Below are 26,421 nucleotides of genomic sequence, written 5' to 3'. Positions count from 1 at the left end.
CGATCCGTCGCGTCAGCTGTGCTCGTCGCGACTGCGGGCGAGGCCGGGCAGCGTGGCGATCTCCGACGTCTGCGCGCCGCGCGCGACCGGGATGCGGGTGCCCAGCACCTGCGCCACGACGTCGTGCGCGATCTTCGTCGCCGTGAGCCCGGCGTCCTCGAGGATCTGCTCACGGGACGCGTGATCGATGAACGCGTCGGGGACGCCGAGCTCGTCGACCGCGGTGTCCACGCCCGCCTCGCGCAGCACCTGCCGCACGCGCGTGCCGATGCCGCCCACGCGGATCCCGTCCTCGATCGTGATGACGAGGCGATGGGATGCCGCCAGCTCGACGATCGACGGCTGCACGGGCACCACCCATCGCGGATCGACGACCGTCGCACCGATGCCCTGCGCACGCAGGCGGTCCGCGACGTCGACGGCGATGTGGGCCATCGGGCCGATGCCGACGAGCAGCACATCAGGAGTGTCGGAGCGCACGAGCACGTCGACCCCGTCGGCCAGGCGCTCCAGCGTCGGGATCTCGGCGCTGACGCCGCCCTTCGGGAAGCGGATGACCGTCGGCGCGTCGTCGACGGCGACGGCCTCGCGCAGCTCTTCTCGCAGCCGGACCTCGTCGCGCGGCACGGCGATGCGGATGTGCGGCACGATCTGCAGCATCGCGAGGTCCCAGATGCCGTGATGGCTCGGGCCGTCGGGACCGGTCACCCCGGCGCGATCGAGCACGAACGTCACGCCCGCCTTGTGGAGCGCGACGTCCATGAGAACCTGGTCGAACGCCCGGTTCATGAACGTGGCGTAGATCGCGACGACGGGATGCAGGCCGCCGAAGGCGAGCCCGGCCGCGGAGGCCACGGCGTGCTGCTCGGCGATGCCGACGTCGTACACGCGATCGGGGAACCGCTGCGCGAACGGCAGCAGACCGGTCGGCCGCAGCATCGCCGCCGTCATGGCGATGACGTCGGGGCGCTCCTCCCCCACGTGCACCAGTTCGTCGGCGAACACGTCGGTCCAGGCGGTGCCGCCGCCTCCGCCCAGCGACTCCCCCGTGACGGGATCGATCTTGCCGACGGCGTGGAACTGATCGGCCTCGTCCTCGAGCGCCGGCGCATAGCCGCGGCCCTTCTCGGTGATGGCGTGGACGATGACGGGGGCGCCGTACGACTTCGCGAGCTCGAGCGTCTCGAGGAGCGCCGTGAGGTCGTGGCCGTCGACAGGGCCGAGGTACTTGATGTCGAGGTTCGAGTACAGCGCGGCGTTGTTCGTGAACCGCGACAGGAAGCCGTGGGTGCCGCCGCGGATCCCGCGGTACACCGCGCGGCCGGCCGGACCGAATCGGCGGAAGAGCGTGTCGGAGCCGCGGTGCAGCGTGCGGTACGAATCGGCAGTCCGCACGCGATTGAGATAGCGTGCCATGCCGCCGATGGTCGGCGCGTACGAGCGCCCGTTGTCGTTCACGACGATGACGAGGTTGCGGTCGTTGTCGTCGGAGATGTTGTTGAGCGCCTCCCACGTCATGCCGCCGGTCAGCGCGCCGTCGCCGACGACCGCCACGACGTGACGGTCCTTGCGGCCCGTGCGGGTGAGCGCGCGGGAGACCCCGTCGGCCCAGCTCAGCGAGCTCGAGGCGTGTGAGGACTCGACGACGTCGTGCGGGCTCTCGGACCGCTGCGGATAGCCGGCGAGGCCGCCACGGGTGCGCAGCCCCGTGAAGTCCTGACGGCCCGTGAGCAGCTTGTGCACGTACGACTGATGACCCGTGTCGAACACCATGGGATCGTTCGGCGAGTCGAACACGCGGTGCAGCGCGATCGTCAGCTCGACGACTCCCAGATTAGGGCCCAGGTGGCCCCCCGTACGGGACACGTTCTCGACGAGGAAGCCGCGGATCTCGCCCGCCAGCTGCTCGAGCTGATCGATGTTCAGAGCATCGAGGTCACGGGGTCCGGTGATGGACGACAACAGCGACATCCCCGCTCCTTTCCCGGCCCGGACGGGCCTTGTCAGTCTACCTGCGGCATGACGAAGGACCGGATGCCGCGGCATCCGGTCCCCCGTGAATCGGCTGTCAGACGAGCGAACGCAGCACGTACTGCAGGATGCCGCCGTTGCGGTAGTAGTCGGCCTCACCCGGCGTGTCGATGCGGACCACCGCGTCGAACTCGACGGTCTGCTTGCCCTCCGGCGAGAACTCGCTCGGCTCGGCCGTGACGCGCACGGTCTTGGGCGTGACGCCCTCGTTGAGCTGCTCCAGGCCCGTGATCGAGACGATCTCGGTGCCGTCCAGGCCCAGCGACTTCCACGTCTGGCCGGCCGGGAACTGCAGCGGAACGACACCCATTCCGATGAGGTTCGAGCGGTGGATGCGCTCGAAGCTCTCGGTGATGACCGCCTTGACACCCAGCAGGCTCGTGCCCTTGGCCGCCCAGTCGCGGGACGAGCCGGAGCCGTACTCCTTGCCGCCGAAGACGACGAGCGGGGTGCCCTGCTGCTGGTAGTTCATGCTCGCGTCGTAGATGTACGACTGCGGGCCGCCCTCCTGCGTGAAGTCGCGCGTGAAGCCGCCCTCGACGACCTGGCCGTCGTTGACCGCCGATACGAGTTCGTTCTTCAGTCGGATGTTCGCGAAGGTGCCGCGGATCATGACCTCGTGGTTGCCGCGGCGCGAGCCGTAGGAGTTGAAGTCCTTCTGCGCGACACCGTGCTCGGTGAGGTACTGCGCGGCCGGCGTGCCGGCCTTGATGTTGCCGGCGGGTGAGATGTGGTCGGTCGTGACCGAGTCGCCGAGCGTGGCCATGACGCGAGCGCCCGAGATGTCGGCGACCGGGGTCAGCTCCATCGACATGCCGTCGAAGTACGGCGCCTTGCGGACGTACGTCGAGTCGGCGTCCCATTCGAACACGGGGCCCTCAGGCGTCGGCAGGTTCTTCCACCGCTCGTCGCCCTCGAACACCGTGGCGTACTGCGTGATGAACTGCTCGCGCGAGATCGACGTGTCGATGATCTGCTGCACCTCTTCGGGCGACGGCCAGATGTCCTTCAGGAACACGTCGTTGCCATCGGTGTCCTTGCCGAGCGGGTCGGTCTCGAAGTCGAAGTTCATCGAGCCGGCCAGGGCGTACGCGACGACCAGCGGCGGCGAGGCCAGGTAGTTCATCTTCACGTCGGGGCTGATGCGGCCCTCGAAGTTGCGGTTGCCCGAGAGGACGGCCGTGACGGCCAGGTCGTTCTCGTTGATGGCGGCCGAGACCTCTTCGATGAGCGGACCCGAGTTGCCGATGCAGATCGTGCAGCCGTACCCGACGGTGAAGAAGTCGAGGCCTTCGAGCGCCTTGTCGAGGCCGGACTTCTCGTAGTAGTCGGTGACGACCTTCGAGCCCGGGCCGAGCGTGGTCTTGACCCACGGCTTGCGCTTGAGGCCCTTGTCGACGGCCTTCTTCGCCAGCAGGCCGGCCGCGATCATGACCGAGGGGTTCGACGTGTTCGTGCACGACGTGATCGCCGCGAGCGTGACCGCGCCGTTGTCGAGGATGTACGCCTCGCCGTCGGGCGTGGTGACCTTGATCGGCTTGGACGCCGTCGCGGGAGCGCCGCTGTTGATGTGCACGGGGCGCGTCGTGGGCGTCTCCTCGCCGGGGACGCTGCCGGGGTCGGAGGCCGGGAACGAGTGCTTGCTGTCGAGGTCGACGATGTCGTCGGTCGTGGACGGCGTGGCGTAGCCCACGATGTCCTTCTCGAACTGGGCCTTGGCCTCCGACAGCAGGATGCGGTCCTGGGGACGCTTCGGGCCGGCGATCGAGGGGACGACCGTCGACAGGTCGAGCTCCATGTACTCACTGAAGTTGGGCTCGCTGGCGGCGTCGTGCCAGAGCGACTGCTCCTTGGCGTATGCCTCGACGAGCGCCACGGCGTCCTCGTCGCGACCCGTGAGGCGCAGGTAGTCCAGCGTCACGTCGTCGATCGGGAAGATCGCGGCGGTCGAGCCGAACTCGGGGCTCATGTTGCCGATCGTGGCGCGGTTCGCGAGCGGCACGGAGGCCACGCCCGCGCCGTAGAACTCGACGAACTTGCCGACCACGCCGTGCTTGCGCAGCATGTCGGTGATCGTGAGCACGACGTCGGTCGCGGTGACCCCGGCGGGGATCTCACCGGTCAGCTTGAAGCCGACGACGCGCGGGATGAGCATCGACACGGGCTGGCCGAGCATCGCGGCCTCGGCCTCGATGCCGCCGACGCCCCAGCCGAGCACGCCGAGGCCGTTGACCATCGTGGTGTGCGAGTCGGTACCGACGCAGGTGTCGGGGTAGGCGCGCAGCACTCCGCCCACCTCGCGGTCGTAGATGACCTTGGCCAGGTGCTCGATGTTGACCTGGTGGACGATGCCGGTGCCCGGGGGCACGACCTTGAAGTCGTTGAACGCCGTCTGGCCCCAGCGGAGGAACTGGTACCGCTCGCCGTTGCGCTCGTACTCGATCTCGACGTTGCGCTCGAGAGCGTCCTCGCGGCCGAACAGGTCGGCGATGACGGAGTGGTCGATGACCATCTCGGCGGGCGAGAGCGGGTTGATCTTGCTGGGATCGCCGCCGAGGGCGGTCACCGCCTCGCGCATCGTGGCGAGGTCGACGATGCAGGGCACGCCGGTGAAGTCCTGCATCACGACGCGGGCCGGCGTGAACTGGATCTCGGTGTCGGGCTCGGCGGCGGGGTTCCACGAGCCGAGCGCGCGGATCTGCTCCTGCGTCACGTTCGCGCCGTCCTCGGTGCGGAGCAGGTTCTCCAGCAGCACCTTGAGGCTGAACGGGAGCTTGTCGTAGCCCTCGACCGTCGCGATGCGGAAGATCTCGTAGTCGGTGCTGCCGACCGTCAGGGTGCCCTTGGCACCGAAGCTGTCAACCGTGGACACGTCTGTCTCCTTCGTCGGCGGCGGGAGCTGGCCGGAACCCCGGCATCCCCATCTTCCCCCGCGGCGAGGCCCTCGGCTAGTGAGGTCGCCCTAATCCCGGTGAGGGAAATTTATCTTGATGTCAAGATAAATGTATCACTCGTCGCCGGTCTTCGCGTCCGACTCGCGGCGCGGGTAGAGGGCGCGGACAGCGAGCCACGTGACGGCCACGAGGGGGGCGAACAACGGCAGGCCCATGACCAGCTTGAGCGTGCCCAGCGCCGTCACGTTGCCCGAGAAGTAGAGCGGGAGCTGCACGATGAGGCGGGCGGCGAACAGCCCGGCCCATGCGATCGACAGCCAGAAGAAGGCACGGCGCTTGCGCTTGTCGGCGCGCCACGCGGTGCCCTCCCCCATCAGGAAGCCGACGGCCAGGCCGATGAGCGGCCACCCGATCAGGGCCGACACCAGGAACGCCGTGCCGTAGATCGTATTGGTGAGGAAGCCGGGGATGAAGCTGTCCTCACCTCGGCCCGTCCACAGCGACAGCGCGGCCGCCGCGGCGGCGGCGACGAGTCCTCCGATCGCGGCGCTCGCGGACTGCCGCTGAACGAGCCGCACCGCGGTGAACACCGCGGCCAGCCCGACAGACAGCCCGAGGCTCAGCAGCAGGTTTCCCGAACGCACATCCGGGTCCGGGTCGTAGGTCGCGGTCCACACCACAAGGAACACGACGCCGGGAAGGACGGACTCGAGGATGCCGCGCCAGCCGCCCATCGCGGCCCAGACGACGTGGCCCGTGCTCTTGCCGCTGGCGGGATCGAGGCCCGCACGACGGGCGGCGCCGCCGAGGGCGGCGCCGAGGATCTCGGACGTCGACGACGGTGCATCCGGCGGCGTCGTGGACGGACGCTCGGGCGAGGACTCGCCCGGCGCGTCGTCGGGACGCGGGACCTCGCTCACGCGGTGCCCGGAGTCGCCGGCATCTTCAGCGGGATGAGGTCGCGGGGCGGCATCGGCGACCCGCCGCGGACGACGACGATCGAGCGGAACAGGTCCTCGACGGCCGCAGCCGCCTCTACGTCGGCCGTCGCGGCGCCGCCGATCACGCCGCGCAGGAACCACCGCGGCCCGTCGATGCCGACGAAGCGCGCGAGGCGCTTGCCCGCGGTGGCCTCAGGACCGGCGATGACGGGGACCTCGGCGAGCAGCTCGGGGCCGAGGGGCCCGTCCCGCTCCTCGACGCGGCCGCCCTGCTGACGGATCTGCTGACGGATCTGCTCGCGCGTCTCCTCCCACAGGCCGGCCGAGCGCGGCGCCGCGAACGGCTGCACCTGCAGCGTGGAACCCGCGTAGTCCAGCCCGACGGCGACGATGCGCTTCGTCTGCTCCTCGACCTCGAGGCGCAGGTTCAGGCCCTCGCGCGGCAGGATCTTGATGCCGCCGAGGTCGATGTACGGGCGGACCGGGTTCGCCTCGGACTCGTCGAACGGTCCGGACGTCGCGCGATCCTCGGGGGCGATCTTGCGGGGGCCGTCGGCGGGCGTGGGGTCGGTCATGCGAGGACTCCGTCCTTCTGGTAGCCGGTCGAGCCGAAGCCGCCCTCGCCGCGGACGCTGTCGGGCAGCTCCTCCACGGGGATGAAGCGGGCGCGGGGCACCGGCATCACGATGATCTGTGCGATGCGGTCGCCGACTGCGATGTCGTGCGCGTGCTCGCGGTCGGTGTTGAGCAGGATGACTTTGATCTCGCCGCGGTAGCCGGCGTCGATGGTTCCGGGGGCGTTCACGACCGTGATGCCGTGCTTGGCGGCCAGACCGCTGCGCGGCACCACGAAGGCGACATGTCCGTCGGGCAGTGCGATGCGCACGCCGGTGCCGACGAGGGCTCGCGCGCCCGGTTCGAGGCGCACCGCCTCGGCGGCGACGAGGTCGGCCCCGGCGTCGCCCGGGTGCGCGTACACCGGGACGTCGGAGGCGATAATGGGGACGTCCACCGTTTCAGTCACCCAACGAGGGTAATGCAGAACACAGCGCGCAATGCCGGGCCCGAAGAGGCCGCCGCCGGACGAGCCCCGGCGGACCGATACCGAGAGCGACTGGGGCCGTCGCTGTGGATCCTGGTGGCCGCGGCTCTGGCCGGCCCGATGGCCGCGCTCGTCTTCACTCCGATCGACACCACGGTCGCACTGGTGATCGGCGCCGCCGTCAGCGTGCTCGTGATCGCGCTGATGGTCTTCGCGGCGCCCACGGTCCGCGTCGAGGACGGCGAGCTGCGCGCGGGCCGCGCGCACATCGGCGTCGAGTTCCTCGGAGAGCCTGCGGTGCACACCGGCGACGACGCGCGTCACCAGCGGGGCGCGGGCCTGGATCCCCGGGCGTGGCATCTCATCCGCGGCGGGATCGACGGCGTGGTCGTGATCCCGGTCGTAGACGCAGACGATCCGACGACCGCGTGGGTGATCTCCTCGCGGACGCCGGATCGGCTTGCTGCCGCAGTGCGGCGGGCTCAGGTCAAGCGGAGCACTCTGCGCAGATAGGACCGTCTGCGCTCTCGTGGTCGAGCTGCGAGCGGTGCTTCACGAGGAAGCAGTTGGCACAGGTGAACTCATCCTCCTGTGCGGGGAGAACGACGACGTCGAGCTCGAGGTCCGAAAGATCGGCTCCCGGCAGCTCGAAGCCCGACGGGTTGTCGGCGTCCTCCACGTCGACCGAGCCCGAGAGCTTGTCGGGAACTCGCTCCTTGAGCGCCTCGATCGACTCGCTGTCGTCCTCGGTCTTGCGGGGGGCGTCGTAATCGGTGGCCATGCGTGAAGATCTCAACTTCCGGGGTATCGCGGTTGCGCTCGCCCTTACGGGCGGCGATAGTTTGCACGACGGCTCTGGTTTTCGCAAATGCGGAGTTCCGGCATCACACCGTGCGTTCGCGTGAAACTCGCGCCACGCGTGGGATATTCCCGGCCCACGGTATGCCCTGTGACAGCATGGGCGGGACAGCTGGAAGGGGCGTTCGCATGGAACAGCTCAAGGTCATCGGAACCGAGGACGACAAGCTCATCCTGGCGACCGAGTCGGGCGACAGATTCTCGCTCGATGTCGACGACGTGCTGCGGATCGAACTCCGCAAGGCGCGGCGCGATCGCGACCCCGAGGCGCAGACGCCACGACCCAGTCCCCGCGAGATCCAGTCGCACATCCGCGCCGGCCTGTCGGCACGCGAGGTGGCAGAGCTTCTGGGCGCCCGCGTCGAGGACGTCGAGCGGTTCGAGGGCCCCGTCCTCGCCGAGCGCGAACACATCGTCGGCCAGGCGCTGGCCGTGCCGGTCCTGCTGGGCGGCGACTTCGACGGCGACGGTCAGTCGACCTTCGGGTCGGCGCTGCGCGTCAAGCTCGCCGAGGCGGGTGCGGCGGGCGAGCGGTGGACCAGCTGGAAGGAGCCCACGGGCTGGATCGTGAAGCTCGAGTTCACCGCCGTGGAGGTCGATCACGACGCCCGCTGGGGTTTCGATCCACGCCGCAGCACGCTGAGCCCGCTCAATTCCGACGCCGTGCAGCTCTCGCGCCAGGGGTCGCTGCCCGATGGGCTGATCCCCCGGCTGCGGGCACTCGACGCCGTGCATCCGAAGGACGACTCGCGCTTCGACAGCGGCGCCTTCGGTCCGCGCAGGCTTCCCGACGCCGACCTCGAATCCCCCGACCTGCCGGCACCGGCGGCTCCCGCGGTGCAGGAAGCGGCGATCAAGCGCGCGACCGAGCCCGCCGTCGTGACGTCCGCCGAGACGGCCGACCTCCTCGAGGCGCTCCGTCGTCGCCGGGGTCAGCGCGAGCCGCTGCCCGGCGCCGAAGAAGCGGCCGCCGCGCCCCGCGGGTCCGCGCCCGTCGCCCTCTTCGACGCGCTCGAGCCGGGCTACGACGAATCGTCCACCGACGACGAGCCGACCCCGTCGGACTTCCAGACGCCCTCCCCCGCCGTCGTCGCCGCCGAGGCGGGCCGGCGGAAAGGTCGCACCTCGATGCCCTCGTGGGACGAGATCGTCTTCGGCGCGCGCACCGAGGACTGACTCAGGCGAATGCCCCCAGCCGGATGAGCGGCACCGTCCGCTCCTCGTCGGTGAGCGAGCCATGCTGTCCGACCATCTTCTGCGGCGCCTTGTCCGCGACACGGTCGTCGTAATAGGCGATGCCTGCGCGCGGGGCGACGATCACATCGCCGATCCTGTCGCGCACCTCTGGCGCGACCTCGCCGAGCAATCCCGAAGCGATCAGCTCGTCCCGTGACGCCACCCAGGACCGGGATGCCTCGGCCTCGCGCCACCGTGCCAGCACTGCGTCGGCCTCACCAGGCTCGGCGTACAGATGCAGCATGCGCGGTTCCCCGCCGATGAGGCGCACGCCGGCCACGAGCTCGTCGCCCTCCTGCAGCAGCACGTGCCGGTGGCGGGGAACGTCGATCATTCCGTGGTCTGACGTCACCACGACCCCGGTGCCGCGGTCGAGGGCGCCCGAGAGCGTGCGGGCGGCGGCATCCACTCTCTCGAGCGCCGCGACCCACTCGTCGGACTCCCACCCGCGCCGGTGCCCGATGGCATCGAGGTCGGGGGCGTACAGGTAGACGAGCGAGCCGGTGTTGCGCGCAGCGAGGTCGGCGGCCGTGCGGACGCGCTCGTCGAGGTCGTCGGCGGCGTGGAACTCCGCGCCGCCGAGGGTGGCGGCGGTGAAGCCGGTGCCGGCGTACTCACGGCGGGACACCGCGAAGAAGGGGCGTCCGAGCGTCGTCGGCAGGGGCGCTGCACGTTGGAACGACAGCGGCAGGCCGTCGGTGTCCCAGCCGCGCAGCTGGTTGACGACATCGTCGGTGCCGGGCACGCGGGCGCGGTATCCGACGATGCCGTGCTCGCCGGGCAGCGTGCCCGTCAGCAGGCTCGTGAGGGCGGCGGCCGTCGTCGACGGGAAGACGGTGCGCGCGGCATCCCTCTTGGTCCGCGCCTCGGAGAGGAACCGGGCGTGGCCCGCGCGCTGGGCGAGGTTGTGCGCGCCCAGTCCGTCCAGCACCCAGACGATGGCACTGCGCGCCGGCGCGAACCACTCCGAAGCGCCGTCCAGGGCCGCCGACATCTCGGGGACGACACGGGTGAGGCTCCGGGCGCGGGGCGGGTCCACGGGTAGGCTGAGTGACATCGGGGCCAGTCTCGCACACCGCGACAGCGCCCCTTCTCTCCCGCCGTCACCCGAGGCTTTCAGGTCATATGCCCGCATCCCGCACCGACTCCTCTCCCGCCGACCACGGACGCATCGAGGACGTCGACGTCTCTTCGGAGATGCAGACGTCGTTCCTCGAGTACGCGTACTCGGTCATCTACTCGCGCGCACTGCCCGATGCGCGCGACGGCCTCAAGCCGGTGCAGCGCCGCATCCTGTTCCAGATGGCCGACATGGGGCTCCGGCCCGACCGCGGCCACGTGAAGAGCGCCCGCGTCGTCGGCGAGGTGATGGGAAAGCTGCACCCGCACGGAGACGCCCCCATCTACGACGCGCTCGTGCGTCTCGCGCAGCCGTTCTCACTGCGGGTGCCGCTGGTCGACGGCCACGGCAACTTCGGCTCGCTCGACGACGGCCCCGCCGCGCCCCGCTACACCGAGGCGCGCCTGGCACCGCCCGCGCTCGCGCTGACCGAGAACCTCGACGAGGACGTCGTCGACTTCATCCCGAACTACGACGGCCAGTTCCAGCAGCCCGAGGTGCTGCCCGCCGCGTTCCCGAACCTGCTCGTCAACGGCACCACGGGCATCGCGGTCGGCATGGCCACGAACATGGCGCCTCACAACCTCATCGAGGTGGTGGGAGCGGCGACGCATCTTCTCGAGAACCCCGAGGCCACCGTCGAGGAGCTCATGGAGTTCGTGCCGGGCCCCGATCTGCCCGGCGGCGGCATCATCGTCGGCCTCGACGGCATCAAGGACGCATACACGAACGGCCGCGGCAGCTTCCGCACGCGGGCGAAGGTGTCGATCGAGTCGCTCGGCCCGCGGCGCACCGGCCTCGTCGTGACCGAGCTGCCGTACCTCGTCGGCCCGGAACGCGTCATCGAGAAGATCAAGGATGCGGTCAACGCCAAGAAGCTGCAGGGCATCTCGGACGTCAACGACCTCACGGACCGTCACAAGGGACTGCGCCTGGTCATCGGCATCAAGACCGGCTTCGACCCGCAGGCGGTGCTCGACCACCTCTACCGGCTGACGCCGCTGGAGGACTCGTTCAGCATCAACAACGTGGCCCTCGTCGAGGGCCAGCCGCAGACGCTCGGTCTCCGCGAGCTGCTGCGCGTCTACCTCGATCACCGCATCAGCGTGGTCACGCGCCGCAGCCGCTACCGCCTGGAGCGCCGCAAAGAGCGCCTGCACCTCGTCGAGGGCCTCCTCATAGCGATCCTCGACATCGACGAGGTCATCCAGGTCATCCGCGCCTCCGACGACGGCGAGCAGGCGCGCACGCGCCTCATGGACGTGTTCGATCTGTCGCAGCCGCAGGCGGAGTACATCCTCGAGCTGCGACTGCGCCGGCTGACGAAGTTCTCGCGCATCGAGCTCGAGGCCGAACGCGACAACCTCAAGGCCGAGATCGCTCAGCTCGAGGAGCTGCTCGGCAGTGATGTGCTGCTGCGCGCGCAGGTCGCGAAGGAGCTGGATGCCTCCGCCGAGGCCTTCGGCACGCCCCGGCGCACGCTCCTGCTCAACGGCGGACCCGTGCAGCCGCGTTCGCGCGCGGCTGCCGCGGTGGCCGACCTGCAGATCGCGGACTCGCCCTGCCGCGTCTACCTCTCGGCGACGGGGCGAATGGTGCGCGCAGAGCTGGATGCGACGGCCCCCGGCGGCGGCATCGTCGCCCCGGCGCGCCGCTCCAAGCACGACGCGGTCCGCTCGGCGGTCGACACCACGACCCGCGGCGACGTCGGTGCGGTCACGAGCCTCGGCCGACTGGTGCGGTTCACGCCCGTCGACCTGCCGTCCGTGCCGGGCAACTCGGTGCAGCTCGCAGCCGGGACCCGCGTCGACCAGTACCTCGGCCTCGGCGCGGGTGAGCACGTGGTCGCCCTGGTGCCGTTGACGGATGCGCCGCCCATCGCCCTCGGCACGGCCCAGGGCGTCGTCAAGCGCGTCGCGGCGACCGAGCTCGGCAACAAGCACGACATCGAGATCGTCACGCTGAAGGACGGCGACCGGGTGGTCGGCGCCGCTCCCGCGTCGGACGGCGCGGAGCTCGTCTTCGTCACGACCGACGCCCAGCTGCTGCGGTTCGACGCGTCGTCGGTGCGTCCGCAGGGCCGCTCGGCCGGCGGAATGGCCGGCATCCGGCTGACCGACGACGCGGAGGTCATCGCGTTCGACGTCGTCGGGCCGACAGCGTTCGACGCCGTCGTGGTGACGGTGGCGGGATCGGGCAGCGCGATCGCAGGCACGGACGCGGGAAGCGCCAAGGTGTCGCTGTTCAGCGAGTTCCCCGCCAAGGGGCGTGCGACCGGCGGCGTGCGTGCCCAGCGACTCCTGAAGGGCGAGGACGCCCTCACGCTCGCCTGGGTCGGTTCGGACCCGCGTGCCGTGGGATCGGACGGTGCGACCCGCACCCTCCCCGAGTCCGGCGCCAAGCGGGATGCCTCGGGCGTACCGCTCGACGGCGTCATCGGCGCCGTGGGCACGGGCATCCGCTGATCTGATGAGAGAGGCGCACCGGCCGAGCCGGTGCGCCTCTCTCGTGTCGGCGTGGAAGCCGTCGTCAGGCGTCGATGCGCTCGCGAACCAGGCGGTCGCTCGAGTCGATGATGAACTCCTTGCGCGGAGCGACGTCGTTGCCCATGAGGAGCTCGAACACGCTCGCCGCGGCCTCGGCGTCCTGCATGCGCACGCGACGGAGCGTCCGCCCCGCACGGTCCATCGTGGTGACGGCCAGCTGGTCGGCATCCATCTCGCCGAGGCCCTTGTAGCGCTGCACCGGCTCCTGCCAGCGCTTGCCGGCCTTCGTGAGCTTGGTGAGCAAGGTGTGGAGCTCCTGCTCGGAGTACGTGTAGATCGTGTCGTTGGGCTTCGAGCCCGGGTTCATCACGACGACGCGGTGCAGCGGCGGCACGGCCGCGTACACCCGGCCCTCGTCGATGAGCGGACGCATGTAGCGGAAGAACAGCGTGAGCAGCAGCGTGCGGATGTGGGCGCCGTCGACGTCCGCATCGCTCATCAGGATGATCTTGCCGTAGCGGGCCGCGTCCAGGTCGAACGACCGACCCGAGCCGGCACCGATCACCTGGATGATCGCGGCGCACTCCGCGTTCGACAGCATGTCGCTGATCGACGCCTTCTGCACGTTGAGGATCTTGCCGCGGATCGGCAGCAGCGCCTGGAACTCGCTGTTACGGGCGAGCTTGGCGGTGCCGAGGGCCGAGTCCCCCTCGACGATGAACAGCTCGGACTCGGCCACGTCGTTGGAGCGGCAGTCCGCAAGCTTGGCGGGAAGCGAAGAGGACTCCAGCGCGTTCTTGCGCCGCTGCGTCTCTTTGTGGGTGCGCGCTGAGATTCGCGCCTTCATCTCGGAGACGACCTTGTCGAGGAGCAGCGCGGTCTGCGCCTTGTCGTCGCGCTTGGTGGAGGTGAAACGCGCCGTCAGCTCGCGGGTGACGACGTTCGTGACGATCTGCCGGACAGCGGGGGTGCCGAGCACCTCCTTCGTCTGTCCCTCGAACTGCGGCTCGGGCAGGCGCACCGTGAGCACCGCGGTCAGGCCCGCCAGGATGTCGTCCTTCTCGAGCTTGTCATTGCCCACCTTCAGGCGGCGCGAGTTCTGCGTCACCTGGTCGCGAACCACCTTCATGAGCCCCTGCTCGAAGCCCTGCTGATGGGTACCGCCCTTGGGTGTGGCGATGATGTTGACGAACGAGCGCGACACCGTCTCGTAGCCGGTGCCCCAGCGCACGGCGATGTCGACATGGCACTCGCGCTGCACCTCGGTGGGCACCATGGCGCCGGAGGGCTGCAGCACGGGCACCGTCTCGGTGAACGATCCGGTGCCGGTGAGCCGCCAGGTGTCGGTGATGCCCGAGTCCGGGGCGAGGAAGTCCGCGAACTCCGAGATGCCGCCGTCGAAGCGGTAGCTGGTCTCGACGGGCTCCTCGGTCTCGCGGCCGGGGCGTTCGTCGCGGATGACGATCTCGAGGCCGGGCACGAGGAACGCCGTCTGACGGGCGCGCTGCTCGAGCTCCTGCAGGTTGAACGCTGCGTCTTTCGTGAAGATCTGCGGGTCGGCCCAGTAGCGGATGCGGGTTCCCGTGGCGCCCTTGGCCGCGCGGCCGGCGACGCGCAGCTCGCTTCGCTCCTGGAACGGCGTGAAGGCCGACGCGGGGCTGCCGTTGGAGAAGACGCCGGGCTCGCCGCGGTGAAACGACATCGCCCAGGTCTTGCCACCGCGGTCGACCTCGACGTCCAGGCGCTCGGACAGCGCATTGACGACCGACGCGCCGACGCCGTGCAGACCGCCGGAGGCCGCATACGAGCCACCGCCGAACTTGCCGCCGGCGTGGAGCTTCGTGAAGACGACCTCGACACCGGAGAGGCCCGTGCGCGGCTCGATGTCGACCGGGATGCCGCGCGCGCGGTCCTGCACCTCGACACTGCCGTCGGCGTGCAGGATGACGTCGATGCGCGTGCCGAAGCCGCCGAGGGCCTCGTCGACCGCGTTGTCGATGATCTCCCACAGGCAGTGCATGAGGCCGCGCGAATCGGTCGAGCCGATGTACATGCCCGGGCGCTTGCGGACCGCCTCGAGCCCTTCGAGCACCTGGAGATGATGGGCTGAGTACTCGGCGGTCACAATCTCCCATCGTAATCGGGGTCCCCGACACCCTCGCGCAGACACGCGTCGCGCGCGCGGTCACGTACGCGCTGAGCGAAATGTCAGCGACTTGCGGCATTCTCCGATCCCCGGCGTGGTTGTATTTCATGACCGGCAACGACGTTCTACGTATACGAGGAGGCACCGAGATGACCACGCTATCGACACCCACCGAGACCTCCGCCGTCCTCGAGTACCGTCTCACGGCCATGGACCGCTGCGACTCGTGCGGCGCCCAGGCCTACATCGCGGCCGAGGTCAACGGCACCGAGATGCTCTTCTGCGCCCACCACGGCCGCAAGTACGAAGAGAAGCTCCGTGCCATCGCCACGTCGTGGCACGACGAGACGGCCCGCCTCTCGGAGTGATCCGCAGGCCGCGCGGCCCGCTCACTGCGAGTGGACGCGCGGTACCAGCGGTGACACCCGCACCGCGATCTCTTCGCCGATCGTGCCGATGAGCTCGGCGAGGTCCGTGCTGGACCCCTCGCCGCGCGTTCCCGCGCCGAACACGGTGACCGTGTCGCCGACGACGGCTCCCGGCCACCCCTCGATCAGGCTGTCGCGCTCCCCCACGACCTCCAGCCGGCGACCGCCTGCGGGCGTTCCGACCTGAGCCCGGCCACCGCGCAGCGACGTCGGCAGCCCGTCCAGCGCCCCGATCCCGATCCGCACGCCGTCGGCGCTCACGGCGGTGACATCGGCCTCCAGGCGCGCGATCGGCTGGAGGCCGAGCTCGCCGGCCGCCGGTCCGCCGGCCGAGCGGATGCCGTAGCAGAACGCTCCGACGCGCACCATGTCGTACCGGAACTCGGGCCGGGCGAAGGACGCCGCACTCGCGGCGAGATGACGGACGGAGACGTGGATGCCGGCGGCCGCAGCCTCCCGGAGCGCCGCGTCGAACAGGGCCCGGGCGTCGTCGTCCTCGGCGTCGGAGGCTTCGGCGATGTGGCTCCAGACGCCGACGACGTCGATCGCGCCGTCCCTCGCCAGCTCTGCCGCACGCGTCACGAACGCGGGCCACGCCTCGGGACGCACGCCGTTGCGGTGAAGCCCGGTGTCGATCTTGAGGTGGACCCGGACCGTCGCGGCGGCGGCGCGTGCGGCATCCACGAGCTCTTCGAGCAGCTCCGCGTCGCCGATGCCGAGATCGAGGTCGGCGGCGATGGCGGTGTCGAGGTCGTCTCGCGACGCGGCGATCCACGCGAAGATGCGGGGGCCCTCGCCGACCACGGCCCGCACCGCGGCGCCCGTGCGGACGTCGAACGCCCCGAACCAGTCGACACCGGCTGCCGCGGCTGTGCGGACGACCGGCTCCAGGCCGTGCCCGTACGCGTCGTCCTTCACGACGAGCATGAGTGCGGCCGGGGCGACGGCGGCGCGCACACGGTCGAGGTTCGCCGTCAGGGCTGTCAGGTCCACGTGCAGCCGAGCGGTCACGGTGCCTCCTCGCGGATCGATCGCAGGCCGACCGGGGTGATGAGCTCGCCGGCGAGCATGCCCGTCGCCCGCACCCAGTCGGCCAGGGCGGGCTCGCCCTTCGCGGGATCGCCGAGGAACAGCACCTCGTCGCCGCGCCCGACGACGGCATCCCGGATCTCGACCACGCACACGTCCATCGCGACACGCCCGACGATCGGATGCCGCTCCCCCGCGATCGCCACGTCGACGGCGCCGCCGAGACCCCGCACGATGCCCTGCGCGTAGCCGCCGGTCACCAGTGCGACGCGCGTGTCGGCCGGTGCGCGGAAGGCGAACCCGTACGAGACGCCCTCGCCGGCGCGCAGGTCCTTGACCGACAGCACGGTGCCGGTGAGCCGCAGCGCGGGCGCCGCGGTCGGATGTGCGACGCCGAGCAGCTCCGGCGCGCTGAGAGTCGGGCCGTCTCCATGGTCGCCGGCGGTCAGCCCCTCGGCCACGAGCACGGCGCGTACGAGACCGGCACCGTGGCCCCAGGCATCCTCAGCGAAGATCTGCGGAGAGAACGAGTGGATGCCGCGCGCCCGCGCCGCACGGGCGTTCGCGGTGAGCACCGCACGCGAGATGTGCGCGACCGGCGCGCTGCGGGGTCCGGATCCCGGCGTCGACATGTCGTGCCCAGGGATAGCGGAACTCACGCCTCTAGACTATCGGGGTCCCCGAACCGAACCCGGAGCACGCATGTCTTCTCAGGGCCTCGCCCTCTCGAACCGCCTTCGCTATCTCGCCTGGCGCGTCCGCCGCATCGATGTCGGATCCGTGCTGGAGCGTGCGAAGGAGACCGCCCACGAACACGGCAAGTGGACGCCCGCGGTGGTGGTCGACATGCTGTGGTCGGCCGGGTTCCGGCAGGTCGGATTCCAGGACTACGTGGACTACGACTTCGCGATCCTCAACCGAGCCGAGCGCGCCACCTACATGACGCACCCGGTCTCGAACGAGCTGTCGCAGAAGTACGACCACCCCGACTATCGCGGTCTGTTCCAGGACAAGGTCGAGTTCGACCGTAGGTTCAGCGACTTCCTGCGCCGGGACTGGATGGTCGTCGAAGCGGGCAACGCCGACGAGGTGCGCGCGTTCGCCGAGAAGCACGGCACGATCGTCACCAAGGAGCCGGTGGGTCAGGCCGGCACCGGCGTGCACCGCTATCACGCGGCCGAGATCACCGACTGGGACGGCTTCCACCGCGGGCTCCTCGAGCGCGGCGAGCTGCTCGTCGAAGAGGTCATCCGCCAGCACGCCGATCTCGCCGCCGTGTGCCCGGGCACCGTCAACACCACCCGCGTCACGGCGTTCTTCGACGGTCAGCAGACCCACATCCTCGCGATGGCGCAGAAGTTCGGCCGCGGCGCGGTGAGCGACCAGATGACCTTCGGCGGCTTCTACACGATGCTCGATGAGAACGGCCACGCCGTCGGGCCCGGCTACGACTCCCACGCGCACGTGCACGTGACGCACCCCGACAGCGGGTTCGTGATCGCCGACTTCCAGCTTCCGATGATCGACGAGGTCAAGGCGTTCGTCGACCAGGTCGCGCGCGTCGTGCCGCAGGTCCAGTACGTGGGCTGGGACATCGTCGTCAGCCCCGACGGCCCCGTCCTCGTCGAGGGCAACTGGGGCGCCGGCGTGTACGAGAACAAGCCGAGCGTCACCGGGATCCGCACCGGCCACAAGGCCCGCTACCGCAAGGCCATCGGCTTCTGACGTCGCCTCAGGCGCCGCGGCGGACTCGGCCTCGCAGGAGGACGAGCGCCGCCGCTGCCGCGCCGACGGTGGCGCCCATCGTGTTCCAGGCCACGTCCTGCAGGTCGGGGACGCGCCCGGGGATCCGCACCTGTGCGCACTCGACGGCGAACGAGACGACGAGGCCCAGGAGCGGCGCGAAGACCCACAGCCGCCGGCCCAGCAGCAGCGCCAGGGCTGCGCCGAGCGGGACGAACAGCAGCGCGTTCAGTCCGCTCTCCAGCTGCAGGTAGCCGACGTCGGCGACGAGCGGTGCGGCGAGGCGCTCGGCGAGAGCCATCACAGCGCCGCGCGCAGGTGCGACGACGCTGCGCGGTGCGAGCGTCAGCACCAGCACGACTGCCGCCGACAGACCGGCGAGCACGAGTCGCGGGACGAGGGGTGAGACGTCTTGGGTGGATCGGGTCATCCCTCCACCTCACCCGACCGGATGTTGCGTGAGCGTATGCGTTCTGCGCTCGGTCGCCGGAACGCGAAAGGCGCGGTGCCCGAGGGCACCGCGCCTTTCGCGTGGAGGACGGTCAGACCGCGCGGACGACGCCGAGCGGCGTCGACTGGTGGCCCTGACCGAGGGGGTTGTCCTTGAGGATCGCGACGAGCTGCTTCTCGCCGGCCTTGTCGAGCGTCGAGCCGAGGATGTTGCCACCGAGGTCGTTGATGTCGACCACCGCGACCTCGGGCACGTCGCCGAGGAGCGCCTTCAGATGCTGGGCGACCTCGCGCGGACGCTCGGGACCGAGCACGACCGCCTTGTTGTACGGCGGGATGGTGCCCGACGTCGGACCGTCGATGGCGCGGGCCTTGTCGCCGGCGATGCGGTAGAAGTCGCCCTTGCGGCCGAACAGCTTCGTCACCGCGGAGACGGCCGCGGCGAACAGGATCCGCAGCGTGCCGCACTCGCGCAGCGCCATCTCCATGGTCTCGGGCATGCCGAGTCCGATGCCGTACGGCGTGCGCGTCACGTACTTCGAGAGGAAGAACGCGAGCTTGCGCGGCTTGATGTCTTCCACGAGGTACGAGCGGCCCTGGGTGATCGCGACGATCTTCTCCGTCACGAACAGCAGGTCGTCCTTGCGCACGACGTCGGTCGCGTACTCGCGGACAAACTCATCGAGATCGTCGCCCGGCATCACGACCCGCGTGCGGATCGGGATGCGAGCGAACGACGAACCTTCGACCTGGACGGTGAGCGCCTTGCCGGCGTTCGCCTCACTCACTCGAGGTAGTCCCGCAGGGACTGCGAACGCGAGGGGTGCCGCAGCTTGGCCATGGTCTTCGACTCGATCTGGCGGATGCGCTCACGCGTGACGCCGAACGTGTCGCCGATCTGGTCGAGCGTCTTCGGCTGGCCGTCGCCGAGGCCGAAGCGCATGCGGATCACGCCCGCCTCACGCTCCGAGAGCGAGTCGAGGAGCGACTCGAGCTGACGCTGCAGCATCGTGAAGCCCACCGCGTCGGCGGGGACCACGGCCTCGGTGTCCTCGATGAGGTCGCCGAACTCGCTGTCGCCGTCCTCGCCGAGAGGCGTGTGCAGCGAGATCGGCTCACGGCCGTACTTCTGCACCTCGATGACCTTCTCGGGGGTCATGTCGAGTTCGCGGCTGAGCTCTTCGGGCGTGGGCTCACGGCCCAGGTCCTGCAGCATCTGGCGCTGGACGCGCGCGAGCTTGTTGATGACCTCGACCATGTGCACCGGGATGCGGATGGTGCGGGCCTGGTCGGCCATGGCGCGGGTGATCGCCTGACGGATCCACCAGGTCGCGTACGTCGAGAACTTGAAGCCCTTGGTGTAGTCGAACTTCTCGACCGCGCGGATGAGACCGAGGTTGCCCTCCTGGATGAGATCCAGGAACTGCATGCCGCGGCCGGTGTAGCGCTTGGCGAGCGACACGACGAGACGAAGGTTTGCGCCCAGCAGGTGGCTCTTGGCGCGCTGGCCGTCGCGGGCGACCCACTGCAGGTCGAGTCCGAGCTGCGAGGTCTTCTCCGCCGCCGACATGTGCGACAGCTTCTCCTCGGCGAACAGACCGGCCTCGATGCGCATCGCAAGCTCGACCTCTTCGGCCGCGTTCAGGAGCGGCACCTTGCCGATCTGCTTGAGGTAGTCCTTGACCGGGTCGGCGGTCGCGCCGGTGATCTGGGTCGAGTAGACGGGGACGTCGTCCTCGTCGCTCGACGAGATGACGATCGCGCCCGTGGGGAGCGGCTCGGTGAACGCGGGCTTGGTGCTCTCCTCGTCCTCCTCGTCGTCCTCGGAGGCGCTGTCGTCGCCGGAGGCCGGCTTGCCCGCGCTCTTGGCGTCCGTCGCGTCGCCCGACTCGTCGTCGGCGGCCTCGTCGTCGAGTTCGACGTCTTCGTCGAGCTCCTCGACGTCGTCCTCGAACTCGTCGTCCGACTTCTTCGCGCGCTTGGAAGCGGTCTTGGGCGCAGCCTTGGCCTTGGTGGCGCCCTTCGCTGCGGGAGCCTTCTTCGCGGCTGTGGTCTTCGTCTCGTCCGACTCGGTGTCCTTCGCGGCCGAGCGAGCCTTGGTGTTCGTGCCTGGAGTCACGTTTCGCCTTTCACCGGTCGACGCGCTCGGCGCGTCTCCGGTCGGTTTCGGACACTAGTAAGACCCTTGTCAAGTCCCGTGCTTCGCAGAGAGGTCTCGCGAGGACGGTTGACAACGGGTCAGAGCGTCTAGTATCTCATACTTGCCGTGCGCCGCCAGCATCGCCCCGCCCGGGCCGGCGCACCTCCGTATCTGTCACAACGCGCAGGCCGGAACGAGAATTCCGCGGCGCGCGCGCGCGGACGGAGTCTGCGGGTCAGGACCCGCGCTTGTCGTCCTCGGGCCTCGTGGCCAGGAACCGCTCGAGCTCGGCCGCGAGCTCGTCGGCGCTCGGAAGATCTCCGGTGTGGATCATCGGCGTCGCGAGCGTGGAACCGGCCATATAGGAGTCGTAGCGCTCTTCGAGCCCCTGGACCATGCGGGCCAGCTCGTCGCTGCCCTCGATCTGCTCGGTGACCTTCTCGAGGTACTCGCGGTTCTCTTCGCGCAGCTCGTCGCCGGCGAAGACCAGCCCGGTCGCGACGGTGAGGCTGTCGAGTGCGGCCAGGGCGGCCGCCGGGTACTCCGAGTCGCCGAGGTAGTGCGGCACGAGCAGGACGAACCCCGCGACGCGGGCGCCCGCCTGCGCGAGCCGGTACTCGAGGAGGTGACCCGCCGTGGCCGGCACCTGCGTGTGCGGCTGCCACACCGAGTGCGCCTCGGTGAGTTCGGTACGGGTCCCGCTGACCGTCGTGCCGATCGGACGCGTGTGCGGCACCGGCATCGGGATCGCATGCACCCACGTGACGGTGGATACGCCGTACAGCTCGGCGAGGTCGACCACGGCCGCGGCGAACGCGTCCCATGCGAAGTCGGGCTCATAGCCGGCAAGGACCAGGAACGGCTGCCCGAGCGAATCGTGCGCGAACGAAAGCTCAAGCCGCGGCGGGCGATAGTCCGTGAGGTGGTCCTTCTCGAACGACACGATCGGGCGCCGTGCGCGGTAGTCGAGCAGCGTGTCGTTCGAGAACACGACGAGCGGAGAGGGGGACAGATCGTCGCGCACGTAGTCGATGACACGGCTGACGGCACTGCCCGCATCGGTGAAGCCCGTCAGGGCGATCACCAGCGGCAGACCGCGCGGTACCGGGGGCGCGGATGCCGCGCGCTCGAACAGCGGGCCGGAGAAAGGCATGCACCCATGCTACGAGCCGTCGGACGGCCCCGGGTCGGGGCGGTCGCGCTCAGAGCGAACACGCATGCTCCGTAGGATGGACACCATGTCGTTCCCCGACCTCGAGTACCGCACCACCCCCGTCCGAGAGTCCGAAGCCGACGCCCTGCTCCTGGCGCTGCCGCCGATCGACGGCGACGGCGCGCCCGACCTGTCGGACTGGCCCGGGCTGCGTGACGCGCTCTCCGCGCTCGGCTTCAGCGGCGCGACCGGGGCTTTCCTGCGCGTGTTCGCGCCGGGGTCCACGACGCTCCCACTGGCAGTCGTCGGCACGGGCGCGGACCCGGATGCCTCTGCGCTGCGTGACGCCGTGGGCGCCGGCATCCGCTCCCTCACGGGCTACGCGACCGTCGCCGTCACCGCTCCGTTCGCCGACGCCGTGCTGTGGACCGCCGCGGCAGAGGGCGCCGCGCTGGGCGGATATCGGTTCGACGGCTACAAGTCGGAGGCGCCGAAGGCCCGTGCCTCCCGCGTGGTCGTGCACGGCACGGCCGAGTCGGACGACGCCGCGCTTCGCCTCGCCTTCGAGACTGCGGCATCGGTCGCACTCGTGAAGGACCTGGTGAACATCCCCGCCGAATGGCTCGGCCCGGCGGACGTCGCGCAGAAGGCCGCCGACGCCGTGTCGGAGCTGCCGGTGCAGGTCGAGGTGCTCGACGAAGAGGCGCTGCGCGAGCAGGGCTTCGGCGGCATCCTCGGCGTCGGGCAGGGCTCCGACCGGCCGCCGCGCCTCGTGCGCCTCGACTACGCGCCCGCCGGCGCCACGCGCCACATCGCGCTCGTCGGCAAGGGCATCACGTTCGACACCGGCGGGCTGTCGCTCAAGCCCGCCGCCTCGATGGTCGGCATGAAGTACGACATGGCCGGCGCGGCGACCGTGCTCGCCGTGGTGCGCGCGGCCGCGGCCGTGCAAGCTCCCGTGCGCGTCACGGCGTGGCTGTGCGTCGCCGACAACATGCCCTCGGGCCGCGCCACGCGCCCCGGTGATGTGCTGCGCATGCTGGACGGCAGCACCGTGGAGGTGCTCAACACGGATGCCGAAGGACGCCTCGTGCTCGCCGACGGTCTCGTGGCCGCCAGCCGCGAGCACCCTGACGTGATCGTCGACGTCGCCACGCTGACCGGGGCCATCCTCGTCGCGCTCGGCACCCGCCACACCGGCGTCATGGGCGATGACGCCGCCGTCGCGGAGTACCTCGCCGCCGCCGCGGTCGCCGGCGAGCCCGCCTGGCAGCTGCCGCTCCCCGCGCACATGGTCGAGGAGCTCGACTCCCCCATCGCCGACCTGCAGAACGCCAAGATCGGCGATCCCGCCGGCGGGTCCCTCTTCGCAGGCCTGTTCCTGCGTCACTTCGTCGGCCGCACGGGCGACGAAGCGGATGCCCCCCGAATCCCCTGGGTGCATCTCGACATCGCCGGCAGCGGGACCCACAAGGGCGCGCCGTACGGCTACACCGACAAGGGACCGACTGCCGCCACGGTGCGCAGCCTGATCCGCTTCGTCCTGACTGACCTCGATGAGGAGGCACGATGACCGACCACACCTTCGATCTCGTCGTTCTGGGCGGTGGCAGCGGAGGCTACGCCGCCGCGCTCCGCGCGGCAGAGCTGGGCAAGACCGTCGCCCTCATCGAGAAGGACAAGGTGGGCGGGACGTGCCTGCACCGCGGCTGCATCCCCACCAAGGCGCTGCTGCACGCGGCGGAGGTGGCCGACACCGCCCGTGAGGCCGCCGCGTACGGCATCCGGGCAACCCTCGAGGGGATCGATGCGGCAGGCGTCCGCAGCTATCGCGAGGGCATCGTCGCGAAAAAGTACAAGGGTCTCGAGGGTCTCGTGAAGGCGCGCGGCATCACCGTGGTGCCCGGCGAAGGCCGCCTCGAAGCGGGCCCCGCGGTCCGCGTCGGAGACGACCTCTACCGCGGCACCGACGTGATCCTCGCCACGGGTTCGTACAGCCGCACGCTCCCCGGCCTCGAGATCGGCGGGCGCATCCTCACGAGCGAGCAGGCGCTCGAGCTCGATGAGATCCCGTCGAGCGTCGTCATCCTCGGCGGCGGCGTCATCGGCGTCGAGTTCGCCAGCGTGTGGCACTCGTTCGGCGCCGACGTCACGATCGTCGAGGCCCTCGACCACCTGGTGCCCAACGAGGACCTCTCGCTCAGCAAGGGCCTCGAACGCGCCTACCGTCGCCGCGGCATCCAGTACTCCCTCGGCGTGCGCTTCCAGTCCGCGACGCAGACGACGGATGCCGTCACCGTGACGCTCGAGGACGGCAAGACCTTCACCGCCGACTACCTGCTCGTGGCCGTCGGCCGCGGCCCCGCGACCGCCGGTCTCGGGTACGAGGAAGCCGGCGTCGCGCTGGACCGCGGCTTCGTCGTGGCCGACGAGCGCCTGCGCACCGGGGTTCCGCATGTGTGGGCCGTCGGCGACATCGTGCCCGGCCTGCAGCTCGCGCACCGCGGCTTCCAGCAGGGCATCTTCGTCGCCGAGGAGATCGCCGGGCTCTCCCCCGTCGTGATCCCCGACACGCAGATCCCCAAGGTGACCTACAGCCACCCCGAGGTCGCCTCGGTCGGGCTGACCGAGGCGCAGGCCGCCGACAGACTCGGCGCCGACGGCATCGTCGCGTACGAGTACAACCTGGCCGGCAACGGCAAGAGCGAGATCCTCGGCACGAGCGGCGTCGTCAAGGTGGTGCGCGAGAAGGACGGACCCGTCCTCGGCGTCCACCTCATCGGCGACCGCGTCGGCGAGCTCATCACCGAAGGCCAGCTGGCCGTGGGATGGGAGGCGCACCCCGAAGACCTCGCGCCGTTCATCCACGCGCACCCCACCCAGTCGGAAGCGCTCGGCGAGGCATTCCTCGCCCTCGCGGGCAAGCCCCTGCACGCGCTCTGACCCTCCAGACCGCCCCCCATCACTAAGCTAGATCCGATATTCATTCAGAAGGAGACATCCTCATGAGCACATCCGTGGTCCTCCCCGCTCTCGGCGAGAGCGTCACCGAGGGTACGGTCACCCGCTGGCTCAAGAACGTCGGCGACACGGTCCAGGCCGACGAAGGCCTGCTCGAGATCTCCACGGACAAGGTGGACACCGAGATCCCCTCGCCGGTGAGCGGCGTCATCGAGGAGATCCTCGTGCAGGAGGACGAGACCGTCGAGGTCGGCGCGGTCCTCGCCAAGATCGGCGACGGTTCGAGCGCTCCCGCCGAGGCCCCGGCCCCCGAGGCCGCCCCCGCCGCTCCGGCCGAGACCGCCGCTGCTGCCGCCCCCGCGCCCGCCGCCGAGGCCCCCGCTCCCGCTCCCGCTCCCGCTCCGGCCGCGGCTCCCGCAGCCGGCGGCGCAGGCAAGGAGGTCGTGCTCCCCGAGCTCGGCGAGAGCGTCACCGAGGGCACTGTGACCCGCTGGCTGAAGCAGGTCGGCGACGATGTCGCGGTCGACGAGCCGCTGCTCGAGATCTCGACCGACAAGGTCGACACCGAGATCCCGTCGCCGTTCGCCGGCGTGCTGCAGGAGATCCTCGTGAGCGAGGACGAGACCGTCGCCGTCGGCGCAGCTCTCGCCCGCATCGGCGAGGCGGGCGCTGCTCCGGCTCCGGCTGCTGCTCCGGCCGCGGAGGCACCCGCGGCCGCTCCGGCTGCGGCTCCGGCACCCGCTGCCGCTCCGGCCGCTGCCCCCGCCCCGGCTCCGGTCGCTGCTCCGGCTCCGGCCGCTGCTCCGGCTGCGGCTGCTCCCGCCGCCGCGGTGGTCGCAGACGAGGACGCCGTCACGTACGTGACGCCGCTCGTGCGTCGCCTGGCGCAGCAGCAGGGCGTCGACCTGGCATCGGTCAAGGGCACCGGCGTGGGCGGTCGCATCCGCAAGGAGGACGTCCTCAAGGCAGCCGAGTCGGCTGCCGCTCCGGCCGCTGCTGCTCCGGCAGCCGCTGCCCCGGCTCCGCTCGAGGTCTCGCCGCTGCGCGGCACGACCCAGCCGATGTCGCGTCTGCGCAAGGTGCTCGCCCAGCGTGCCGTCGAGTCGATGCAGTCGACCGCTCAGCTCACGACGGTGGTCGAGGTCGACGTCACCAAGCTCGCGACGTTCCGCGACAAGGTGAAGAACGACTTCCTGGCCAAGACCGGCGACAAGCTGTCGTTCCTGCCGTTCTTCGCTCTGGCCGCGGCCGAGGCGCTGCAGGCGTACCCCGTGATCAACTCGACCGTCGACGGCGACCAGATCGTCTACCCGGCAACCGAGAACCTCTCGATCGCGGTCGACACCGAGCGCGGCCTGCTGACGCCGGTGCTGCGTGACGCGGCGTCGAAGGACCTCGCGCAGATCGCCCACGAGATCGCCGACCTCGCTGCGCGCACGCGCGACAACAAGCTGAAGCCCGACGAGCTCGCCGGCGGAACCTTCACGCTGACGAACACGGGTTCGCGCGGTGCGCTGTTCGACACGCCCGTCGTGTTCCTGCCGCAGTCGGCGATCCTCGGCACCGGTGTCGTGGTCAAGCGCCCCGGCGTCGTGAGCGTCGACGGCAAGGACGCGATCTCGGTCCGCTCGTACGTGTACCTGGCCCTGTCGTACGACCACCGCGTGGTCGACGGCGCGGACGCCGCCCGCTTCCTCGGCGCGGTCAAGACGCGCCTGGAGGCGGCGGCCTTCGAGGGCCAGCTCGGCATCTGATCCGCTCCG

General features: G+C 70.4%; 22 protein-coding genes. 8 read left to right on the top strand and 14 right to left on the bottom strand.

Annotation, left to right across the window (positions count from 1 at the left end):
* Positions 1 to 12: 12 nt before the first annotated feature.
* The 5 genes from dxs to dut form a co-directional block, all read right to left on the bottom strand.
* Positions 13 to 1,971, bottom strand: coding sequence for a 1-deoxy-D-xylulose-5-phosphate synthase (gene dxs, locus ACFWJ8_RS02515; protein WP_378808500.1), 1,959 nt, complete (start codon positions 1,969 to 1,971; stop codon positions 13 to 15).
* Between the two features lie 97 nt (positions 1,972 to 2,068).
* On the bottom strand, positions 2,069 to 4,903 hold the full coding sequence (acnA, locus tag ACFWJ8_RS02510) for an aconitate hydratase AcnA (RefSeq protein ID WP_378808498.1): 2,835 nt from the start codon (positions 4,901 to 4,903) through the stop codon (positions 2,069 to 2,071).
* Between the two features lie 135 nt (positions 4,904 to 5,038).
* Entirely contained in the window at positions 5,039 to 5,845 is an 807-nt protein-coding gene (locus tag ACFWJ8_RS02505; RefSeq protein ID WP_378808495.1) for a DUF3159 domain-containing protein, read from the bottom strand.
* Positions 5,842 to 6,441: a DUF3710 domain-containing protein gene (locus ACFWJ8_RS02500; RefSeq protein ID WP_378808493.1), complete on the bottom strand. Its 600-nt coding sequence runs from the start codon at positions 6,439 to 6,441 to the stop codon at positions 5,842 to 5,844. Before ACFWJ8_RS02500 ends, ACFWJ8_RS02505 begins: the two co-directional genes overlap by 4 nt.
* A complete protein-coding gene (gene dut, locus ACFWJ8_RS02495) occupies positions 6,438 to 6,890 on the bottom strand; it encodes a dUTP diphosphatase (protein ID WP_220301396.1) in 453 nt (150 codons plus the stop codon). The genes ACFWJ8_RS02500 and dut overlap by 4 nt, the downstream gene beginning before the upstream one ends.
* 12 nt (positions 6,891 to 6,902) lie before the next feature.
* On the opposite strand from dut, the gene ACFWJ8_RS02490 reads away from it, so the two are divergent.
* Positions 6,903 to 7,421 carry a DUF3093 domain-containing protein gene (locus tag ACFWJ8_RS02490; RefSeq protein WP_378808489.1) on the top strand — a complete coding sequence of 173 codons (519 nt, stop codon included), beginning with the start codon at positions 6,903 to 6,905 and terminating at the stop codon, positions 7,419 to 7,421.
* On the opposite strand, the gene ACFWJ8_RS02485 is transcribed toward ACFWJ8_RS02490, so the two are convergent.
* Entirely contained in the window at positions 7,396 to 7,689 is a 294-nt protein-coding gene (locus ACFWJ8_RS02485; RefSeq protein ID WP_018170895.1) for a DUF4193 domain-containing protein, read from the bottom strand. The genes ACFWJ8_RS02490 and ACFWJ8_RS02485 overlap by 26 nt on opposite strands.
* Before the next feature lie 206 nt (positions 7,690 to 7,895).
* On the opposite strand from ACFWJ8_RS02485, the gene sepH reads away from it, so the two are divergent.
* Positions 7,896 to 8,942, top strand: coding sequence for a septation protein SepH (sepH, locus tag ACFWJ8_RS02480; RefSeq protein ID WP_378808486.1), 1,047 nt, complete (start codon positions 7,896 to 7,898; stop codon positions 8,940 to 8,942).
* A 1-nt stretch (position 8,943) separates the two neighbouring features.
* Here sepH and ACFWJ8_RS02475 read toward each other — a convergent pair whose 3' ends face one another.
* Positions 8,944 to 10,059, bottom strand: coding sequence for an alkaline phosphatase family protein (locus ACFWJ8_RS02475; protein WP_378808483.1), 1,116 nt, complete (start codon positions 10,057 to 10,059; stop codon positions 8,944 to 8,946).
* A gap of 68 nt (positions 10,060 to 10,127) precedes the next feature.
* On the opposite strand from ACFWJ8_RS02475, the gene ACFWJ8_RS02470 reads away from it, so the two are divergent.
* On the top strand, positions 10,128 to 12,587 hold the full coding sequence (locus ACFWJ8_RS02470) for a DNA topoisomerase (ATP-hydrolyzing) subunit A (protein WP_378808481.1): 2,460 nt from the start codon (positions 10,128 to 10,130) through the stop codon (positions 12,585 to 12,587).
* 64 nt (positions 12,588 to 12,651) lie between these two features.
* Here the strand turns inward: ACFWJ8_RS02470 and ACFWJ8_RS02465 are convergent, their stop codons facing one another.
* Positions 12,652 to 14,733, bottom strand: a complete 2,082-nt coding sequence (locus ACFWJ8_RS02465) for a type IIA DNA topoisomerase subunit B (protein WP_378808478.1) — start codon at positions 14,731 to 14,733, stop codon at positions 12,652 to 12,654.
* A gap of 170 nt (positions 14,734 to 14,903) precedes the next feature.
* On the opposite strand from ACFWJ8_RS02465, the gene ACFWJ8_RS02460 reads away from it, so the two are divergent.
* Positions 14,904 to 15,122 carry a hypothetical protein gene (locus tag ACFWJ8_RS02460; RefSeq protein ID WP_378808475.1) on the top strand — a complete coding sequence of 73 codons (219 nt, stop codon included), beginning with the start codon at positions 14,904 to 14,906 and terminating at the stop codon, positions 15,120 to 15,122.
* A 21-nt stretch (positions 15,123 to 15,143) separates the two neighbouring features.
* Here the strand turns inward: ACFWJ8_RS02460 and ACFWJ8_RS02455 are convergent, their stop codons facing one another.
* Complete coding sequence (locus ACFWJ8_RS02455; protein WP_378808473.1) at positions 15,144 to 16,193, bottom strand: alanine racemase; 1,050 nt, start codon at positions 16,191 to 16,193, stop codon at positions 15,144 to 15,146.
* Positions 16,190 to 16,870 carry an alanine racemase C-terminal domain-containing protein gene (locus ACFWJ8_RS02450; protein ID WP_378808470.1) on the bottom strand — a complete coding sequence of 227 codons (681 nt, stop codon included), beginning with the start codon at positions 16,868 to 16,870 and terminating at the stop codon, positions 16,190 to 16,192. Before ACFWJ8_RS02450 ends, ACFWJ8_RS02455 begins: the two co-directional genes overlap by 4 nt.
* Positions 16,871 to 16,913: 43 nt before the next feature.
* On the opposite strand from ACFWJ8_RS02450, the gene ACFWJ8_RS02445 reads away from it, so the two are divergent.
* Positions 16,914 to 17,936, top strand: coding sequence for a sugar-transfer associated ATP-grasp domain-containing protein (locus tag ACFWJ8_RS02445; RefSeq protein WP_378808467.1), 1,023 nt, complete (start codon positions 16,914 to 16,916; stop codon positions 17,934 to 17,936).
* A gap of 7 nt (positions 17,937 to 17,943) precedes the next feature.
* On the opposite strand, the gene ACFWJ8_RS02440 is transcribed toward ACFWJ8_RS02445, so the two are convergent.
* From ACFWJ8_RS02440 to ACFWJ8_RS02425, 4 genes are all read right to left on the bottom strand, one after another.
* On the bottom strand, positions 17,944 to 18,384 hold the full coding sequence (locus ACFWJ8_RS02440) for a VanZ family protein (protein ID WP_378808464.1): 441 nt from the start codon (positions 18,382 to 18,384) through the stop codon (positions 17,944 to 17,946).
* 112 nt (positions 18,385 to 18,496) lie between these two features.
* Positions 18,497 to 19,192, bottom strand: a complete 696-nt coding sequence (locus ACFWJ8_RS02435; RefSeq protein WP_378808461.1) for a coenzyme F420-0:L-glutamate ligase — start codon at positions 19,190 to 19,192, stop codon at positions 18,497 to 18,499.
* Positions 19,189 to 20,523, bottom strand: a complete 1,335-nt coding sequence (locus ACFWJ8_RS02430) for an RNA polymerase sigma factor (RefSeq protein ID WP_378808458.1) — start codon at positions 20,521 to 20,523, stop codon at positions 19,189 to 19,191. Before ACFWJ8_RS02430 ends, ACFWJ8_RS02435 begins: the two co-directional genes overlap by 4 nt.
* Positions 20,524 to 20,779: 256 nt before the next feature.
* On the bottom strand, positions 20,780 to 21,697 hold the full coding sequence (locus tag ACFWJ8_RS02425) for a PAC2 family protein (protein ID WP_378808455.1): 918 nt from the start codon (positions 21,695 to 21,697) through the stop codon (positions 20,780 to 20,782).
* Between the two features lie 85 nt (positions 21,698 to 21,782).
* Between ACFWJ8_RS02425 and ACFWJ8_RS02420 the strand changes: the two genes are divergently transcribed.
* The 3 genes from ACFWJ8_RS02420 to sucB all read left to right on the top strand — a co-directional run bounded on the left by ACFWJ8_RS02420 (position 21,783) and on the right by sucB (position 26,412).
* Positions 21,783 to 23,270 (top strand): leucyl aminopeptidase, encoded by a 1,488-nt coding sequence (locus ACFWJ8_RS02420; protein ID WP_378808452.1) that lies wholly within the window; start codon positions 21,783 to 21,785, stop codon positions 23,268 to 23,270.
* Positions 23,267 to 24,640, top strand: a complete 1,374-nt coding sequence (lpdA, locus tag ACFWJ8_RS02415; protein WP_378808450.1) for a dihydrolipoyl dehydrogenase — start codon at positions 23,267 to 23,269, stop codon at positions 24,638 to 24,640. The genes ACFWJ8_RS02420 and lpdA overlap by 4 nt, the downstream gene beginning before the upstream one ends.
* A gap of 62 nt (positions 24,641 to 24,702) precedes the next feature.
* A complete protein-coding gene (sucB, locus tag ACFWJ8_RS02410; protein WP_378808447.1) occupies positions 24,703 to 26,412 on the top strand; it encodes a 2-oxoglutarate dehydrogenase, E2 component, dihydrolipoamide succinyltransferase in 1,710 nt (569 codons plus the stop codon).
* The last annotated feature ends 9 nt before the right edge of the window (positions 26,413 to 26,421 follow it).

It is taken from the genome of Microbacterium sp. NPDC058389 (genome assembly GCF_042722305.1).
Classification (GTDB): Bacteria; Actinomycetota; Actinomycetes; order Actinomycetales; family Microbacteriaceae; genus Microbacterium.
This window is presented reverse-complemented; position numbering and strand designations above follow the sequence as displayed.